The organism is Nocardia sp. NPDC006982 (assembly GCF_042869435.1).
In the GTDB taxonomy this organism is placed as follows: domain Bacteria; phylum Actinomycetota; class Actinomycetes; order Mycobacteriales; family Mycobacteriaceae; genus Nocardia.
Map to the genome: position 1 here is coordinate 456104 of NZ_JBIAFV010000007.1, position 18393 is coordinate 474496.

At 66.2% G+C, this 18393-nt stretch carries 14 protein-coding genes; 2 read left to right on the top strand and 12 right to left on the bottom strand.

The window, feature by feature from the left end:
- Positions 1–177: 177 nt before the first annotated feature.
- Positions 178–654, bottom strand: a complete 477-nt coding sequence (locus tag ACFYOW_RS29035; protein WP_387293133.1) for a CBS domain-containing protein — start codon at positions 652–654, stop codon at positions 178–180.
- A gap of 465 nt (positions 655–1119) precedes the next feature.
- Here ACFYOW_RS29035 and ACFYOW_RS29040 point away from each other — a divergent pair, with 465 nt between their 5' ends.
- Positions 1120–1560, top strand: coding sequence for a sigma 54 modulation/S30EA ribosomal C-terminal domain-containing protein (locus tag ACFYOW_RS29040; RefSeq protein ID WP_387293136.1), 441 nt, complete (start codon positions 1120–1122; stop codon positions 1558–1560).
- 91 nt (positions 1561–1651) lie between these two features.
- On the opposite strand, the gene ACFYOW_RS29045 is transcribed toward ACFYOW_RS29040, so the two are convergent.
- The 9 genes from ACFYOW_RS29045 to ACFYOW_RS29085 form a co-directional block, all read right to left on the bottom strand.
- Positions 1652–4438: a cation-translocating P-type ATPase gene (locus tag ACFYOW_RS29045; RefSeq protein ID WP_387293138.1), complete on the bottom strand. Its 2787-nt coding sequence runs from the start codon at positions 4436–4438 to the stop codon at positions 1652–1654.
- Between the two features lie 141 nt (positions 4439–4579).
- Entirely contained in the window at positions 4580–5275 is a 696-nt protein-coding gene (gene prs / locus ACFYOW_RS29050; RefSeq protein WP_387293140.1) for a ribose-phosphate diphosphokinase, read from the bottom strand.
- Positions 5242–6645 (bottom strand): wax ester/triacylglycerol synthase family O-acyltransferase, encoded by a 1404-nt coding sequence (locus ACFYOW_RS29055; RefSeq protein ID WP_387293142.1) that lies wholly within the window; start codon positions 6643–6645, stop codon positions 5242–5244. Before ACFYOW_RS29055 ends, prs begins: the two co-directional genes overlap by 34 nt.
- A 21-nt stretch (positions 6646–6666) precedes the next feature.
- Positions 6667–7266: a hypothetical protein gene (locus ACFYOW_RS29060; RefSeq protein ID WP_387293144.1), complete on the bottom strand. Its 600-nt coding sequence runs from the start codon at positions 7264–7266 to the stop codon at positions 6667–6669.
- A gap of 5 nt (positions 7267–7271) precedes the next feature.
- Positions 7272–7574, bottom strand: a complete 303-nt coding sequence (locus tag ACFYOW_RS29065) for a DUF1918 domain-containing protein (protein ID WP_387293146.1) — start codon at positions 7572–7574, stop codon at positions 7272–7274.
- 19 nt (positions 7575–7593) lie between these two features.
- A complete protein-coding gene (locus ACFYOW_RS29070) occupies positions 7594–8478 on the bottom strand; it encodes a hypothetical protein (protein ID WP_387293148.1) in 885 nt (294 codons plus the stop codon).
- A gap of 372 nt (positions 8479–8850) precedes the next feature.
- The gene (locus ACFYOW_RS29075; RefSeq protein ID WP_387293150.1) at positions 8851–9633 is read right to left on the bottom strand and encodes an ABC transporter permease subunit; all 783 of its coding nucleotides are present in this window, start codon (positions 9631–9633) and stop codon (positions 8851–8853) included.
- 18 nt (positions 9634–9651) lie between these two features.
- Entirely contained in the window at positions 9652–10542 is an 891-nt protein-coding gene (locus ACFYOW_RS29080) for an ABC transporter ATP-binding protein (protein WP_387293152.1), read from the bottom strand.
- A 24-nt stretch (positions 10543–10566) separates the two neighbouring features.
- Complete coding sequence (locus ACFYOW_RS29085) at positions 10567–11538, bottom strand: Acg family FMN-binding oxidoreductase (protein WP_387293154.1); 972 nt, start codon at positions 11536–11538, stop codon at positions 10567–10569.
- A gap of 997 nt (positions 11539–12535) precedes the next feature.
- Here ACFYOW_RS29085 and otsB point away from each other — a divergent pair.
- A complete protein-coding gene (gene otsB, locus ACFYOW_RS29090; RefSeq protein ID WP_387293259.1) occupies positions 12536–16474 on the top strand; it encodes a trehalose-phosphatase in 3939 nt (1312 codons plus the stop codon).
- A 51-nt stretch (positions 16475–16525) separates the two neighbouring features.
- On the opposite strand, the gene ACFYOW_RS29095 is transcribed toward otsB, so the two are convergent.
- On the bottom strand, positions 16526–17275 hold the full coding sequence (locus tag ACFYOW_RS29095) for an SPFH domain-containing protein (RefSeq protein WP_387293156.1): 750 nt from the start codon (positions 17273–17275) through the stop codon (positions 16526–16528).
- A gap of 555 nt (positions 17276–17830) precedes the next feature.
- Positions 17831–18358 (bottom strand): hypothetical protein, encoded by a 528-nt coding sequence (locus tag ACFYOW_RS29100; protein ID WP_387293158.1) that lies wholly within the window; start codon positions 18356–18358, stop codon positions 17831–17833.
- Between the last annotated feature and the right edge of the window lie 35 nt (positions 18359–18393).

Below are 18393 nucleotides of genomic sequence, written 5' to 3' on the forward strand. Positions count from 1 at the left end.
GTCGGACTTCTCGACTAATCATCGACGGCGGACCGCTGCGGGTTCGAGGGGCGAAGGTCCGTTTCTACCGAGAACTCGGTCCCTTGAACCGACGGCTGAACCATCGCGCCGCCCCGTTCGTCAAGAGCGCGTCGGCGTGGCGGACGGGAGACGCAGGTAGTGGTCGATTCTCGGCGATTACCGCGGTGTGTCACCGGTGACGCTGTTGCGAGCCCTCGGCGTGGCCGCCGGAAGATGCTGTGCGCATACCGCTTCCACGAATTCACCGACGTTGGACTCGGGAAGACGCCGGGACAGGTCGGCCTCGGTGATGATGCCGACCAGCTTGCCCGCCTCGGTTACCGGAAGTCGTCGGATCTGATGCTGCTCCATCAGAGTAAGCGCGGCGTCGATATCGGTGCCGGTATCGACGGTGAGCAGGTCGTCACCCTGGGCCATTTCGCCCGCGGTGGTCTTGCGCGGATTTGCCCCGGCGGCGATGCATTTGACGACGATGTCGCGGTCGGTGACAATGCCGACCGGATGTCCCTCACCGTCGCAGATCGGTAATGCGCCGACATTGAGCTGACGCATTCGCTGCGCCGCGGTCTCCATGGTGTCGCGGACCGTAATGCTCGCGACATCGGGCTGCATGATGGCCTGTGCGGTAGTCATAGCTGGCTCCTTGTCGTATAAGTCGTGCACTCGTGGCACCCATCATCGACTGGTCGTGGCGGGGCAGCGAGGGCCGAAAGTCACTGTGGCGCGAGGATTCGACGGTGGCGGTGGCTGTCCGCGCCGCGGGTGTGATAGACCCAACGTCCTCGATCCATGGGACCTTCTGCCCTGTTCAGCGCCGCCGCGTCCGGATGACACTGCCTGGGTTGTGTGTGTGGCAGGGCTCCGGAGAAGAGGTTGCCGAGTGAGTACAACCGAACTGTGGTCGACCAGGACAGCCGCGGAAGGGGAGTGCACCACCGAAGGATGGATCCCGCTCTCATCAACCGTGTGATACGGGCGATCGATAGAGCGCTGCGCTGTCACCATGTCGATGAACCGGCGCGAGTGCGGCTCACCAGCCCGCCGCGCGGGGAAGGGCCGACCCTGGCACAGGCGAATGTAGTGTTCCGGAATGTTCCTGTGCGAGTCCAGGTTCCCGGTCCCAGCGAATTCATCGCCACCTTCCTCGCCGACCGGCTCGACCGCCGGCTCACGCGGCTCAATGCCGAAGCGGTGCTCAGATATTGGCCCGATCCGGCGCGTCCGCCGTTGGCGGGGCCCACCGGCGAAAAGCCGATCGTGCGCCGTCAACACTGTGCATTGCTGACCGGAACCCCGGACGATGCGGTGCGGGCGATGGATGCGATGGACTATGACGCCTACCTCTACACCGACGCAGAGACCGGCGAGGACGCGATCGTCTACTGGGCCGGCGCCGGTCGCGCCGGCCTAGTCGAGAAGGTGGGTGATCGGTGGGCGGTAGAGGAACGCGGCGAGCATGGCGAACTCGGCGAGATGTGGGGCAGGAAGTCCGCGCAGACGTTTCATCGTGCGCTTGGCCGCCATGCACAGTGCGTGTGATTACTGGCGGGCGCAGGAGTGGCTGGCCGGGGATGCGTTGTCGCGGTTGAAGACTCGGTCGGTGCTGCGGTGTCACTCCCGCCTTGTGTGGCTATGCGCCAGCGGCGGTGTGGTTGGGTCGGTTCTTGTGTCGCAGCAGCCATCGGCGAAGTTCATCGGCGCCCCAGACGATGATCGGATAGGGGGCGGTGAAGGCGAGCATGCCGGGGGTGAGGGAGGCGGTACCGAGGGCGTTTTGCAGGAGCGGCAGGTAGATGATGGCGGCGGTAAGAGCGAGTTCGAAAGCGATGCCCCACAGCAGCAGGGGGTTGGAGAAAACTCCGATCGAGCGGAGGGAGGCGTTTTCGGTGCGGGCGGCGAAGGCGGTACCGATCTGGCCTGCGACCAACCCGAGGAAGGTCATGGTGGTGGCCTGCTGGTAGGCGTGGTGTAGTGGTTGTCCGGAGCCGGTGGCGTCGCCGGGATGCCATCCTGCCCGCATGAGCACGTAGAAGAATCCGGCCATTGCCAGTGCTGCGCAGATGACGCCGAGGAACAGCCAGGCGCGGAGCAGCATGGGGGCGCGGATAACCGGTTCGTTGCGGGATCGAGGTGGTTTGCGCATGATGCCGGGTTCGGCGGGTTCGCGGCCGAGCGCGAGGGCGGGCAGGGTTTCGGTGCCGACGTCAATGGCGAGCAGTTGCAGCACGGTCAGTGGCAGTGGGACGGCGCCGCCGGTGAGCGCGAAGACCAGGAACGGGGTGATCTCGGGGGTGGCGTGGGCGAAGATGTAGAAGATGAATTTGCGGATGTTGTCGTAGACGCGGCGTCCGGCCTGCACGGTGGCGGTGATGGTGGCGAAGTTGTCGTCGGTGAGCACCATGGTCGAGGCTTCTCGCGCAACGTCGGTGCCGGAGCGGCCCATGGCGATGCCGATGTCGGCGCGTCGCAACGCGGGAGCGTCGTTGACGCCGTCGCCGGTCATCGCCACGACGTGCCCGGTGTCGCGCAAGGCGTCGGCAATGCGGAGTTTCGCTTCCGGTGAGGAGCGGGCGAAGATCAGCTCGGCGCCGCTGTCGAGAAGCTTGTCGAGGTCGAACTCGCTCATCCGGTCCAGCTCTGCACCGGTCACGACGACGGGCTGACCGCGGGTGATGCCGACCTGGGCAGCCACGGCAGCTGCGGTGAGGCCGTGGTCGCCGGTGATGACGATGATGCGGATGCCGGCGGTGTGGCAGGCAGCGACAGCATCGGCGACCTCCCGACGCGGCGGGTCGGCCATCGCCACCAGCCCGAGCAGGGTCATATCCCGCTCGGCCTGCTCGCTGTTCTGCGGTAGTGGTGTGCCGGGTTCGATGCCGAGGTCGGCGACGGCCAGTACACGCAAGCCTCGACGGGCCAGACCGTCGACCTGTTGGCCCAGCATGTGCCGGCGCGCTGGGGTGAGCGGTTGCTGGTCGGCATACGGCCCGAGTTCAGTGGCACACAGTGGCAGCATCGTTTCCGGGGCGCCTTTGGCGTGAACCCACAGGCGGCCGGTGTCGTCCTGGTCGAGGGTGGACATGCGCTTGCGGCCCGGATCGAAGTGGAACTGCTGACGCCGCTGCCGCTGCCGCACGTCCGGATCCAACTGGGCACCGAGTGCTGCCGCGGCGTCGATCAGCGCGATCTCGGTCGGATCACCGGCCGCGGCTTGCCCGGCGGCAGTGCTGTGCGCGTTGTTGCAGGCGGTCATCGCGGCGGCCAAGCGAGCAAGGGTTACGTCCGTGGACGGCGGCAGAGTCGCGGTCATATCGTGGGTTCCGGTAGCGGTGCGGACCAGGGTTGCCCGCATCGTGTTCTCGGTGAGCGTGCCGGTCTTGTCGGTGCAGATCACGTCGGTGGAGCCGAGGGTTTCCACCGCGCTGAGCCGTTTCACGACCGCGCCGCGACGCGCCAGGTCACGCACTCCGATCGCCAGCGCCAACGTGATCACCGGCAACAATCCCTCGGGTACATTTCCGACCAGCAAGCCGACCGCGAAGACGACCGCGTTGAGGAACGACAGTCCTGCGGCCAGGGTCGCGACCGGGATGAACGCCGCACCGAGCAGCACCGACACCCCGGCGATCAGCCAGGCCACCCGCCGCACCTGGTGTTCGAGAGGACTCTCCTCACGCTCCACTCGCTCCGACAGTGCCGCGATGCGGCCCAGCTCGGTGTGCATGCCGGTGGCGTAGACGACCGCGCGGGCTTCGCCCTCGGTGCAGGTCGTGCCGCTGAACACCAGATCCCGGGCTTGCAGTAGCGAGACATCGGTGTCGACCAGCTCGGCCGCACGGAATTCCGGCATCGATTCCCCGGTCAGCGCGGACGCATCCACTTCGATACCGCCGTCGAGCAGGCGGGCATCCGCCGAGATCCGGTCGCCTTCGCTGACCACGAGCACGTCGCCGGGCACCAGCTGCGTGGCCTCGATGTCGCCGACGGTCCCGTCCCGCAGCACCGTTGCCCGCATCGGCAAATACGCGGCCAGCGCCTCTACCGCCTTCTCGGCATGCTGTTCCTGCACGAACGCGAACGCGGCGTTGATCACGATCACCACCACGATCGCGATCGCCACCGGCACGATGCCCACCGCCCACGCCAACCCCGCCGCAGCCCACAGCAACAGCGCCAGCGGATGGGTGAACTGCCGCGCCAGCTCCCGCGGCCATCTCCGGCCACCCCGCCGTTGCAGCAGGTTCGGTCCGACGTGGATCAACCGCCGCTGGGCTTCCCGGGCAGTCAAACCCGACCGGGAACTACGCAGATCACGCAACAGCAGATCCACCCGCTCGGTCGGATCCAACCGAACACCCGGCTCGACCTCTACACCGCCGCTGGTGGCGCCGTCGTCGTTACCAACATTTTCCGACACGGCCCACCCCACTGTCGTCGCAACCAGCTTCGGCCGTCCTGTCGGAGCGACTAGATGGACTGTTCGCCGCCGTTTGCCCTCGGATCCGAGGCCCACCGAGATCGTGGTCATACCAGCGCATAACGGCTCCTTCGGTCGATCTCATGTGTGGGCGAGCAACTCCCGCAGCGGCTGGTTGTGGTGCATTCGGGCGATCGCGTCGGCCAACAGCGGTGCGACCGAGCGCACTTCGAACGGTGCGGCCGAATCCTGTTGTGCGACAGTGTCGGTGACGATGACCCGGCGCAGCGCTAGTGCGCGTAGTCGGGCCGCGGCCGGGGGCACCAGCGGTCCGTGGGTCGCGGCGGCGACGATATCGGTGGCGTGATAGTGCAAGATCTGGATCGCGGCCTCGATGGTCGCGTCGGTGGAGATCATGTCGTCGACGATCAGCACGGGACAGCCGCTGATGTCGCCGATCATCTCCACCGCGCTGACCTCGGTAGCGCTTTCCCGGAATTTGCGCACGATCGCGACCGAATCCTGCATCGACGCCGCGTACTGTTCGGCGAGTTTCGCCGCGCCGAAATCCGGCGCGACGACGATGGTCCGCCCCGATCGCGCCGGGACAGCCGCCTCGGCCAACAGCGGCACCGCGGTCGATATCTCGACGGGCATCGGCGATATCGCCTCCAACGCCTCGGTGTGTGGGTCGACGACGACCAGCCGATCCGCACCCGCCCGCGCGATGGCCTCCACCACCACCCGCAGGCCGAGCGCCTGACCCGACCGGGTCCCTGGTGTGTTGCATTCGCGAGCACCGATCAGCCACGGGTGGATACATCTCGGTCGCTGCACATCGCGAGCGGGAAGGTTCCGTTCCGGCGCATCGAGTGAGCATGGGCCACCAGCTCGGCAATCCCCTCCCGGATCCCGTCGGCTATCACGTCGATATCGGGTGTGGTGTCGTAGTCGCCGGTGATGCCGAAGGCCAAGTGGTCGCCGTAGCTGAGGATGGCTATAGCGGTGCGCAGCCGCATCGCTATCGGCACACATGGCAGCAGTTCCAGCACCTTTGCACCGTGCACGGTCAGTTCGCGCCGCGGGCCTGCGACGTTGGTCGCCAGCGCGCCGACGCCACGCTGCGGGAAATGCGCCGCCAGCCGGACGGTCCACGCGACCGGGGCGAACGGGAGCCGCCCGGCCATCGACAGCAGCGAGTTTTCGGCCTGGGCCGCGCCGCTGGACTTGTGTGTGGTCATCCGGTCATGGATTCGGCCGAGTCGTTCGACCGGGTCGGCGATATCAATCGGCAGGTGCGGCAGCATCGCCGAAACCCGGTTGTCGAGTATGTATTTCGCGTCCGTCGGACGCATCGATACCGGCACCAGAATGCGCAGCTTATCGCCGGTGGGTTCCTCGCCGCGGCGCAAGAGCAGACTGCGGTACGCCGCGGTGACCGCGGCGAGCACGACGTCGTTGACGGTTACACCGAATGCCGAGCCGACCTCGCGTACGTCGGACAGCGACATGCGCACAGCGACATAGCGGCGCTGGAGCCCGATGGGGCCGTTGAGCGAGGAACCGGCGGCCGGACTGATGGTCGCCAGCACGACCGGTGCGAGGCTGCGCAGCGTGCCGACCACGAAGCGCGGCGCCACCAACGGCATACGCAAGCCCTTGACCGCCAACCCGAACCATTCTGCCGCAGTGCGGGTTTCGTGATTCTGCGGTGGCTTGCGGGTCGGCCGGTCCTTTGGGCTCCGATCGCAGAAGCTCTCGAGTAGCGAGATGCCCGAGACGCCGTCGACAAGGCTGTGGTGTGCCCGCACGATCAGCGCCCAGCGGTCATCGGCGACATGTTCGACCACGGTGCACTGCCACAGCGGGTGGTCCCGGTCGAGCCGCTCTGCGAGTTCGGTCGCGATGAGTTCGAACAGCGTTTGTTCATCACCCGGTTCGGGTAGTGCGGCCCACCGGATATGACGAGCCACCTCGAAATTCGGATCGTCCTCCCATACCGGTGCAACGAGATCCAGTGGTGCGCGCCGGACCCGCTGCCGTAGGCGGGTGTTGTGCGCGAGCCGCTCAGCCAGCGCCTCGATGAATTCGGCTCGCTTCGGCGCCGCACCGGAAATGATCGCGACCGCACCGATTCCGAGACTGATATGCCGGTCGGAATCCTCGAGTTCGATGAATCCCGAATCCAGCGGGCGTAATTCGGTCATGATGGGCACCTATCTCGATCGTCACGAATCCTGTCCGACCGGTCGGCTCATCCCGCGCCACTCCCGGTCCAGCGCCGCGTAGCGGCGCGCCCGCAGTAGCCCGGCGATCCCGTAGCCCAGGAGCATTGCGCAACTCCAGACGGTGACCAGAATCGTCAGGCCGATGCCGATACCGCTGCTGGCGGCATTGATCGCACGAACTGGTGGTGTGGTGAGATTGCCACCGCGGTCGAGCCACACCTGCACCGCATCGCCCGGTGCGGACTTGCCAGGAACCTCGGTCGTCGTCGTCCCGGAGTTGCCGTTGTAATCCCAACGCACGGTCGCTTCGAACCGTTCGGTAGTCGCCCCATAGGCGTCCACCGTCACAATCCGCTCCGGTTTCGTCGTGATCGTCGCGGGCACAGCGACTTTCGTCGCATTCTCGAGCCGAATCCGGCTCGCGGCCGCGGTGTAACCCGCGGTACCCGCCGCGCCCGCGACCGGCACCGCAACCAGCATGACAATGATCGCGAACAGCCACACCACTGGCTCGACCCGATCCGATACCCGCATCAGCGAACTCGTGCGCCACGGTCGGCGCCGCCACCAACGGGTCGACAAGGACGGGTACTCCGACATAGCGATCACCTCGCACCCTGTGTCGTGGTGTCCGGCTCGGTTAACGAGCCCGGGTGCGATAACTCGTGCGGCAGTGCGGCGAAGCGCGCCGCGCTCAGCTCCTGCTCGCGTAGCTGCGCGCTGCTCAGCACATAAGCGTCGGGCCCTGGAAAGGTCAGCGTGCGATGCCCGGTATCGGACCAATGCACCAGGTACGGTGGCGAGCCGTCGGGCGAATGCACCTCCTCGATGAGGCCGCGCCGAGTCGGGCCGTGGTCGCCACCGCCACCGCGCTCGACAATCAGCCAGTCTCCTGGTTGTGCGTGCATGAGCGGACCTCCGAGTAGTTCAGGCCGTCGTACGCAGGATGCGGACGAGGAAGTAGCCGGTGACGGCGGCCATTGCCGCGGCCATAAACAGGCCACCGGCGATGCCGATCAACACCACGAGCGATGTGGACTGTCCGGGCTGCCACAGTGGGCTGGTGAACGCCATGAAGACGAACAGCCCGGCCAGCCAGGCCAGGGCCGTCGCCGCGATCCAGCGGTCCGCATCGATGAGGAAGTGGCGCAACACAAACCACTGCGCGCCGAGTGACAAGAGCAAGCCGATCCCGCCTACCACCGCCGCGGGCACCAGCACCCGTGGCGACCACGCGTCGAGTCCGTCACCGGCCAGCAACGGGACCACACCTATCGACCAGGCGACCAATGCCCCGAGTGCCGTGGCGCGAATCCAGTCGCCCGGCGGCATTGCGGGTACAGCCGACCGCAACACCCTGGCCTGGAACCAGCCGAGGACACTGCCCTCAACGAGTCCGGCGATCAGCAGCGCGATGGCGGCGGCGAGTGGTGCGGCCACGCGCACCAGAGCACCGGTCACCGCTGGCGCCGCGAAGCCCAGCAATTCTCCCGCCGTGACGTTGGCGAACCAGTGTCGCCACAGTTCCCGCGGTTCGGTGGGCAGGTCCGGGACGCCAGCCATCGGCTCGCGTGTACCGGACAACTCGATCGCCACGATCGGATCGGTCGTCGGCACCTCCGTACGGGGAAATGCCGCCTGATAGATCGCTGCCGCTTCCTCGCGTTCCAGCGAATCACGTTGTGTCACATGCCCCGTTCCTCGGTACCACCGTCCATCGAGCCATATCGAAAACGGCAGGGGTGTGCGGAAGTTGCGCCACCACGTCTTCGACTCGGCGCGACCGACCCGGACGATCACCTTGTGGTCCATGCGGGCATAGGACACGGGTAAGGCGATAGAACGACCCGAACGTCGCGCCTGATATCGCAGCTCGCACAGGTTGTGTCGCAGTCCGTGAACAAGCGGGGAATGCAGTGCCGACAACATCACGGATGCGCCGAATCCTGGTGCCCGATATCGAGTCGCGCTGGTCGTCATGGGTCAATCGTCACGCCAGCGCGTGGTGCGGCGGCAGGACCGAATGGCACCAACTGCGCAGCCGTTGGCCCCTCAGAATTGCGCCGCCGGTCCCGGAACCCGGACCGCACGATCCAGGTTCTACTAGCAACGACCATCCTTGGCCCCCGGTAGTGCGGGCTGCTCCAGCACACACCACTACCCGGCGACCGGCCGGGTGGTTGCTTACACGCCGGAGATATCGCGGCGATCGAAGATAGGCAACGCGACCAGCAGGCATGCGATTCCTGCGAGCGCAAGCCACGAATACGCCAGCGGCAGACCGGCGCCGAGCGGGCCGCCCTCGATCGCCTGATGGAACGGTGACCACGGTCCGTACGGTTGCACCGCCGCGACCAGCTTGCTCGTCATGTACAGCACATAGGCGGCGACCGCGAGCACCGCCGCGGCGACCGATGCCACGATCCGCCGACCGGTTGCCGCGCCGACCGCGGCGGCGATCAACCCGAACTCGATGCCGAGCAGCGCCATCGATAGCGCCCCGGTGGCGGCGGCGCCGATCGACACTCCGAGACCGAAGATCGCCGAGGCCACCGCGATCGACCCGAATAGCACGATGGCGAGCGTTCCCACCGACGCGATTACCACGGCCGCCTGTTCGAGTGCCAGCCGTATCGGTGAAACCCCGTTCACCAGAAGTACTTCCAGCGTCCCGCGTTCTTCTTCACCGGCGATGCCACGCGCACCGCGGCCGATGGCGAACACCAGGAACAGGATCGGCAACAGCATGCTGAACAGTTCGCCGTTCAGAAATCCGGCGCCGGTGAAGAATTGGTCGAGGTTGAACAGTTTGCGCATTGGTTCCGGGTAGTTCTTCAAGAACTCTTGCACACCGGACATATTCGAAAACGATGGCCAGATAGCCGATTCCAGTACCACCAGCGCGACGATGCCGATGCTCCAGCCGAGCAGTGCGCGCCGCTGGTCGCGCAGGCACTTCGTGAACACCGTACCCAGCATGGTGACTTAATCCTGTCCGTAGTAGGCGAGGAAGACCTCTTCGAGATCCGGTTCGCGACTGATGATGTCGGTGACCTCATACGGTGCAACCGCCTGTAGCAATCGCGCGGTCGGCCCTTCGAGTTCGACGTGGACCGCCTTGGTGTTGGCGTGCACCGCCCGTATCCCATCGATGTGGCGCAATGCGTCCAGATCCGGCGGCGTGCCCGCGAATATGAGATCCAGCCGACGCAGCGGCCGGGCGGTGAGTTCGGCGATCGAGCGCACCTCCACCAGCCGCCCTTGCCGCAGGATGCCGACGGTATCGGCCACTTCCTGGACCTCCGAGAGCATATGCGAGGACAGGAAGACCGTGCGTCCTTCGTCTCTGACCTCGCGCAGCAGCGTATGGAATTCGTGCTGGACCAGCGGATCCAGGCCCGCGGTCGGTTCGTCGAGGACGAGCAGTTCGGGTTCGGCCATGAACGCTTGCACGATCCCGACCTTCTGCCGGTTGCCGTGTGACATCGCACCGATCCGTGTCGAGGTATCCAACCCGAGGCGCTCGGCGAGCCGGACACGCACCTCGAGGTCGACCCCGCCACGCAGGTTCGCGAGATAGCTCAGATACTGCTCGCCCGTGAGATCCGGGTAGGCGACGAATTCGCCAGGGAGATAGCCGATCCGGCGTTGTGCCGCGGCTCGGTTCCGTACTGTGTCCGCACCGCAGATTGCGACGGTACCGCGCGTCGGCCGCAGCAGACCCGCCAATATTCGGATGGTGGTGGTCTTCCCCGCGCCATTGGGGCCCAGGTAACCGAAGACGACTCCGGCCGGCACCTCGAGGCTCAGGTCAACCAGCGCCGATTTTTTGCCATAGCGCTTGGTCAACCCTGCCGTTCGGATGGTCGGTGGCATTGGTACCTTTTCGCTCGGGCCCGCCTACAGCGGCCGCACCACGTCATCGAGTGGGCGTCGCGGGGTGAGTGGTACCTGCGCGGCACTTGTCGAGGCCCAGCCGATTCGAACGATCAATTGTGGGAAACCACTGTCGGACAGGACGTCGGTGCGCACCAGGTCGCGAGTGCCCGGCAGTTCCAGCGGTTCGGTGAGCGGGCAGGTGGCCAACCCGAATGTGGTGGCGGCCAACAGGACCGCGCTGGTGGCCTCGCCCGCGCGCAACCGGGACAGTGGATCGTCGGCGGTGGTGTGCACCAACAGCAGCACGCCGCGGTCGTCGAGATCATGGATCACCGCCTCGGTCAGCTCGGGACTGCGGAACTCGCGGGTCAGTGGATCTGTTGCGGTGACGGCGCTGCGGGCGGGTACGCCCTCGGGCGTGACATGGCGCCCGCTCCACAGCGCGAGTTCGGTCTGGTACCTCGCGTCGTCGCGATGCAGGCGAGCGGCCTCGTGAAAGGCCTGCACCAGCCGCGTCCGGGTGCCACCGCCGGCGATCTCATGGACCAGCGCGCCCTCCGCGGCCCCCGCCTCGATGATGTGCCTGGTATGTGTGGGCGGGACCTCCCATGAGGTGAAGCGTCGCCGATCGGTACGGCGACGGGTTATGCCCCTGGCCACCGTGATGACGTCGGCGGCGGGGATCGTCGTGGTGAATTCGATGGATGCGAGGTGTTGCGGCTCGGCCGGATTCGGGAACCGATGCACCACGGCGTGCCAACCGAACGACCGCGCCGCCACCGCGAAGTGATGCAGTGCCGCCCCGCAGCTGAGCAGCAGATCGCGCCGATCCGGATCGGTCAGTGCCAGCTGCCGGCTGTCGTCGGCGTAGAGGTGCACCGTGCGGTCGCCGACGCGCCACTGCCACGGCTGGGTGTTGTGTATCGACGGTGCGCGCACGGCCAGCGCGAGCGCGGATCGCACTGTCTCGGGATCAGGATGCGTTTGGGCCATTGCCTTGTCCTTGTCCAGTGTCTATGACTTCTTGGCGGACAGATAGGTGGTCACGATGACCATCAATGCGATGACTAGGGCGACAATGACGGTCGCGGTGGGCCAGTCCATGACGGCTCCTTCGATCGGACAGCTTGTGATCCCACTCTCTGTCGCGTACCTGGTCGCCGAATAGGGGAATTAGGTCCAGCGACCAGGTCTTTCGGCCTCTCCCAGCCAACCCCGGGTCGTAGTGCCTATCGGCCCACGAGAGTGGGACGAGTGGCCCTGCCCCCGCCACGATGGAGCAAATACCGTCGGTCGACAAAGTCATCCACGCACGAGCTGGCAAGAAGGGGACGAGATGACATCGGTGAGATCGGATAGAGTCACACACGACGTCGTTGTCGCCGCTGTGATCGAGCACCTTCGACACGACTTTCCCGCTGTCGCTGCCGACGTTCTGCACGCCGCGGCTGCCCGTGCGCGACACGATCTCTGCGATGCCCCGGCCAGTTGGTTGCCCGAGCTCGCCGAGCGGTTGGCGTGGTGGCGGCTCGAATCGGCTTCGGGTGGGTTCCGCCGATGGAGTCCGCTCCATCCCGCCGCAACAACTCCCTGACTAGCGCGCGCCGGTGTCGATCCCGGCAGCCACGGCGGCGATACCAACTCGGATGCTGATCCGGTGCGCAATGCGTTCGACGGGCGTCATCGCTGTCGCGGCTGATTCCGCAATCGCGCCGGGCACGCGCAGCGGCCCGTCCCGGTGGAGGAGGAGTGAATTCGTGCAAAAATGCCCCGCCCGCGTGCGACTCGGCCGGAAACCAGCTGAAGGCGGCGGTCGGTTCGGGGAACCGGGCGATGATGGTGCCAGCCCGCCGCGATCACAGACAGCCGCTCGCCGGGACTTCCGGCCCTTGATCAAGGGGACCGATCACCCCAATCTGAAGAGGTGAGAGCAAGCGGACAGCCTGCACCGGTGATCGATGTACGCAGGCACGACGCGGTGATCTTCGATATGGACGGGGTAGTCACCGACAGCGCGTCGATGCATGCCGCCGCGTGGACCGAACTGTTCGACGCGTTTCTCGCCGAACTCCCCGCCGGGCCGGGCCAGGACCGATCACCGTTCACCGACGCGGATTACCAGCGTTACGTGGACGGTAAACCGCGCTACAGCGGTGTGGCGGATTTCCTTGCGTCGCGCGGAATTTCGCTGCCATGGGGCGATCCATCCGATCCGGAGAGCGCCGCCACCATCTGCGGTCTGGGCGATCGTAAGGATCATCTGTTCCAGGATCGGCTGGCCCGCGACGGAGTCCCGGTTTTCGAGTCCACGGTCGCGCTGGTGCGTGAGTTGCGTGACGCGGGCATCGGTACGGCGATCTTCTCGGCCAGCCGTCACTGTGCCGAAGTGCTCGAGGCGGCCGGTGTCGGCGATCTGTTCGCGGTGCGCGTCGACGGGATCGTCGCCGAGGAGTTGCGGCTGACGGGCAAACCCGATCCGGCGATGCTGGTCGAGGCTGCGCGTCGGCTGGGTGCGGATCCGCGCCGGACCGTCGTTGTCGAGGATGCCGAAGCGGGAGTCACCGCCGGTCGGCGGGGCGGGTTCGCCTTGGTGATCGGCGTCGACCGGACCGGGCACGCCGACCAGTTGCGCTCGCATGGCGCCGATGTGGTCGTCACCGATCTGGCCGAGGTCCGTGTGCGTGCCGGATTTCGGCGCATGTCGGAGGTGGCGGGTGCGCTGGAGTCCTGGCCCCGGATCTCCGCCCTGCTCGATACCGAGAACGTGGCCGTACTGATGGATTTCGACGGCACGGTCGCCGAGATCGTTCCGGACCCGGATAACGCCGCCCTGGTCGACGGAGCCGCGTCGGCGATCACCGCACTCGCCGACGAATGCCCCGTTGCGATCGTCAGCGGCCGCGATCTGACCGATCTGCGAAAGCGGGTGGGGTTGGCGGGAATCTGGTATGCGGGGAGCCACGGCTTCGAACTGGTCGCTCCCGACGGCAGCTATCACGTACACGATGCAGCACCGTCTGCTGAAAAGGCGATCGCTGCCGCGGCAGCGGAACTCGGCCGCCGGGTCGGCGATATTCCCGGAGTTCGGGTGGAGCACAAGCGATTCGCCATTGCGATGCACTATCGCAACGCCGCGCCCGAGGTCGTTGCCCGGGCGGTCGGTGCGGTGCACGCGGTCGCGCAGCAGGGCGGGCTGCGAGTGACGAACGGCCGCAAGGTCACCGAGTTGCGCCCGGATGTGGACTGGGACAAGGGCCGGGCATTGGACTGGATCCTGGGTCATCTGCCGGGCCCGGAACTGCCGATCTACCTCGGCGACGATCTGACCGACGAGGATGGCTTCGATGCCGTCGCGGCGCATGGCATCGGAATCGTGGTGCGGCACACCGAGGACGGGGACCGGCGCACGGCGGCCCGATTCGCGGTGGACGGCCCCGGTCGAGTCCGCGACCTCCTCGATCGGATGGCGGGGACCCTGGGCCGCGAATCCGATTCGGAGGCGGCCGATGCCTGGACACTCGTCTTCGACGGGTACGATCGGCACACCGAGAAACTGCGCGAAGCGCTGTGCACGGTGGGCAACGGTTACTTCGCCACGCGCGGTGCCGCACCCGAATCGCGGGCCGGTGAGCACCACTATCCGGGCACCTACGCGGCCGGAATCTACGACCGCCGCAGCGACAAGCTCGCGGGGCGAACGGTGAACAACGAGAGCCTGGTGAACCTGCCGAACTGGCTGCCGGTGTGGTTCCGGATCGATGACGGCGAATGGTTCGACATCGACACCGCCGAATTGTTGTCCTACCGACAGGAACTCGATCTGCGTCAGGCGGTGCTGACCCGCCGGTTCCGATTCCGCGACACCGCGGGCCGGATCACGCAGGTCACCCAGCGCCGGATCGCCGCCATGCATCGGCCGCACGTATGCGCTCTGGAGACGACGATCGTCGCTGAGAACTGGTCGGGACGGCTGCAGATCCGCTCGGCGCTCGACGGTGCCGTACGGAACTCGTTGGTGGGACGCTATCGGGCCCTGTCCGGTGACCATCTCACTCCGGTGCGGGCTAGGAAACTATCCGCGGATTCGGTGCTGCTGGTCGTGGCGACCAGCCGATCACGGATTCCAGTGGCGATGGCGGCCCGCAGCAGAATTCTGCGAGACGGGGAGGCGATCACCGGCACAGGACAACTCGTCGACCGGGATGGCATGATCGGACACGACTTCGACGTGCAGATGACCGCCGGGGCTGCGGCGACCTTGGAGAAGGTCGTCACCGTCTTCACCGGGCGCGACCACGCGAGCTCCACTCCGGAGGAGGAGGCTGTCCGCTGGCTGAGTTGCCAGCCCGGGTTCGCGGATCTGCAGTACGGGCACGCAGCGGCGTGGGACCACCTGTGGGACAGGGTGCGTCTCGATCTCCAAGACCGCGAGAACGCGGTGCGCATATTGCGTGTGCACCTGCTGCATCTGCTGCAGACACTCTCACCCAACACCGCCGACCTCGACGTGGGTGTCCCGGCGCGAGGCCTGCACGGGGAGGCGTATCGCGGACATGTTTTCTGGGATGAGCTGTTCGTATTCCCGGTGTTGAATCTGCGCTTTCCTGCCCTGACCCGATCGCTGTTGCGCTACCGCTACCGGCGATTGGCAGAAGCGCGCCGCGCCGCAGCTGAAAACGGTTGGGCAGGTGCGATGTTCCCGTGGCAGTCCGGCAGCGACGGCCGCGAGGAAAGCCAGCAGACCCATCTCAACCCCCGGTCCGGGCGTTGGAACCCCGACCCTAGCCAACGGGCCAGGCACATCGGCATCGCGATCGCCTACAACGTCTGGCACTACTATCAGGCGACCGGCGACCGCGAATTCCTCACCGAATACGGCACCGAGATGCTGGTGGAGATCGCCCGGTTCTGGGCGAGCATCGCGACCTACGACGCCGGCCGCGACCGTTACCGCATTCGTGGCGTGATCGGCCCGGACGAATTCCATTCCGGCTATCCGGCAGCTCCGCATGACGGCATCGATGACAATGCCTACACCAATGTCATGGCGGTATGGGTAATTCTGCGGGCGCTGGACGCGCTGGAGTTGCTCGTGCCGCGCGATCGCGCCGAACTGATGGAGACCCTCGGCGTCGCACCGTCGGAGCCGGCGCACTGGGCCGAGGTCAGCCGCCGGATGTATGTGCCGTTCCACGACGGTGTCATCAGCCAATTCGAAGGCTACGACCAACTGGGCGAACTGGATTGGGACCGCTACCGGGAGCGCTACGGTGACATCCGGCGGCTGGACCGGATCCTCGAGGCCGAGGGCGACGACGTCAACCGGTACCAGGCCGTGAAGCAGGCCGATGTGCTGATGCTGTTCTATCTGCTGTCCTCGGACGAGCTCCGGGAACTGCTGCTTCGACTGGGATACGACCTGCCCGGGGAGATGATCCCGCGCACTATCGACTATTACCTGGCCCGCACCGCACACGGGTCGACCTTGAGCAGTGTCGTACACACCTGGGTGCTGGCCCGTGCCAACCGTGACCGCGCCATGGAGTTCTTCGTCAGTGTCCTGGAATCCGATATCGGTGACATCCAGGGCGGAACGACCGCCGAAGGTATCCACCTGGGTGCGATGGCGGGCAGCATCGATCTGGTGCAGCGGTGTCTGACCGGGCTGGAAATCCGCAGCGGTCGTTTGATATTCACGCCGCATTGGCCGGAATCCCTTGGTTCGCTGGAGTTCCCGATCAGCTACCGCGGTCACCGGCTGACCATCCGGATCAGCGGCGACAGCGTGCAAGTGCGGTCCGAGCCAGGTGCGCTGGCGCCGATCGAAGTCGAATGCCGAGGCCATATCGAGCAGCTCGCGCCCGGAGGGACCTTTCGGGTGGAGCGCAGATCGGCGCGGCCCGTCATCTCCAACAGCGACAGTCGATAGTGCTGGAAACAGAGGGTCGAAGGTGACTCAGTTTCTCCCCATCAGCGGAACTCATCGCTGTAGGAGGCGTTTCAACGGTTCAGCGAGGTCTATGGGCATGGGGAACACGACGGTTGAGCGGCCGTCGGGGCCGAGTTCGCCGAGGGCTTGGAGGTAGCGGAGTTGAAGGGCACCGGGCGTGCCCGAGAGGATCTGGGCGCCCTCGCGGGTGTTTTCGGCGGCCTGGACTTCGCCGCGGGAGTGGATGACGCGGGCACGGCGTTCGCGTTCGGCCTCGGCCTGACGGGCGATGGCGCGCTGCATGGCCTCCAGGATCTCGACCTCCTTGATTTCGACGAGGCCGACCTTCACCCCCTCGGCTCGGTCTGCGTCGATGATCTTCTGCAGGTTGGTGTTGAGCTGATCGCGTTCGGACAGCAGAGTGTCGAGGTCCTCGCGGCCGAGGACCGAACGCAGTGTGGTCTGGGCGATCTGGGATGTGGCGACGGCGTGGTTCCCCACCTCCACGACGCTGCGCACCGGGTCGATCGCCCGGAAGTAGGCGACGGCATTCACCCGGACCGGCACGTTGTCGCGGGTGATCGCTTCCTGCGGCGGGATGGTGAGGGCGACGGTGCGCAGATCCACGCGCACCATGCGGTCGATGAACGGGATCAGTCCTACCAGACCCGGACCGCGCAGCGGGCACAGGCGGCCGAGCCGAAACATTACGGCGCGTTCGTATTCCCGCGGTATCCGGATCGTCGACGCCGTGATGGCGAGCGCGATGGCGGTACCAGCGACGATGACGGCGGTGGTCACCAGGAACTCCTCTCGATCGCCCGCGAATACGCCGGACACCGCGGAAAGACCAACGGCGCCACCGCCACCTACGTCAAGTCCTACCTGCAGGAGGTAGCCGCCGCACTGTCGGTCATGACCGACGAACCACATCCACTCGTGCGCGCCCACCAGCCGAGCACACACGCGCCGTCCGCACGCTGACCACCTCGCACAAGGGAACCAGTTCCATGCCCGCGCCACCACCGACAGATTGGTCGATGGCGCGGACTCTCGCTGTGGACACCTTTGGTCCACGCCGAACGAACGGCCGAAACACACGAAGGAATGCGCCATGGGTGACCACGAGCGGATCAAGCTCGGTTCGCTCCTGTTGCGGATCATCTCGACCACAACGAATCCGGATTCCTCGGGCAAGGGCGAAATTCCTTCCTGTGCCCACCCGCGGTCGACCTACTCGATAGCTGCGACGAAACCGTCAGCGTTTCCTGGCCGAATACCCGCCGACGGTTCTTCCACTCGGTTAGGAGCATGGTGCAAATTGCGGCGGCAATCAGTACGGCGGTAGAGAACGGGCTATTTGTCCGGCGCCGATGGGGCGGCTGTGCCGACCCGGTCGTGCCAGGCCGCTTTCGCGCCGCTGTCGCCGATTCGATAGACCTGTACTACCGAGCCGCCCGCCACCACCACAGCAAGCACAGCCAGCACACCAGCAACGACCTTGTTCGCGACTACCGCCTCGGTTCGTCGGGTCCGCGACCTCATCCAGCCGGTGGCTCGCTCGCTGTGCACTGCCCACCAGACGAGCGACAGCGCAAATACCGCCAGTGACCACAGCAGCATCTCATCGCCCAAATGAGCATGGATGCGCACCAGCGGATCGCGGCTGGTGTGGTGCTCCAGCCACTCCCCCGAATGGCTGGTCAGCGGCACCGACACCAATGTGACGAAGGCCGTCAGCGGGGTGAGGATGCCGAGCCGCCGCCGCGCGGAGGGCCACAGCACACACGAAACGACCAGCAGTGCGGTCACCGGCACCATCACCACGACGATGTGAACGAGCAGAACGTGGGCGGGTAGCCCGTTGATCGTTGTCGGCCCCACGGCGACTCAACTCCTCGGTAGTGGCACTCAGTCGA

What these genes read in the sequence shown, in the direction of transcription:
- otsB (WP_387293259.1), top strand. Translation starts at nt 12,536, where the DNA reads ATGGACGGGGTAGTCACCGACAGCGCGTCGATGCATGCCGCCGCGTGG.
- ACFYOW_RS29055 (WP_387293142.1), bottom strand. Translation starts at nt 6,645, where the DNA reads ATGACCGAATTACGCCCGCTGGATTCGGGATTCATCGAACTCGAGGAT.
- ACFYOW_RS29085 (WP_387293154.1), bottom strand. Translation starts at nt 11,538, where the DNA reads ATGGCCCAAACGCATCCTGATCCCGAGACAGTGCGATCCGCGCTCGCG.
- ACFYOW_RS29035 (WP_387293133.1), bottom strand. Translation starts at nt 654, where the DNA reads ATGACTACCGCACAGGCCATCATGCAGCCCGATGTCGCGAGCATTACG.
- ACFYOW_RS29065 (WP_387293146.1), bottom strand. Translation starts at nt 7,574, where the DNA reads ATGCACGCACAACCAGGAGACTGGCTGATTGTCGAGCGCGGTGGCGGT.
- ACFYOW_RS29070 (WP_387293148.1), bottom strand. Translation starts at nt 8,478, where the DNA reads ATGGACCACAAGGTGATCGTCCGGGTCGGTCGCGCCGAGTCGAAGACG.
- ACFYOW_RS29080 (WP_387293152.1), bottom strand. Translation starts at nt 10,542, where the DNA reads ATGCCACCGACCATCCGAACGGCAGGGTTGACCAAGCGCTATGGCAAA.
- ACFYOW_RS29060 (WP_387293144.1), bottom strand. Translation starts at nt 7,266, where the DNA reads ATGTCGGAGTACCCGTCCTTGTCGACCCGTTGGTGGCGGCGCCGACCG.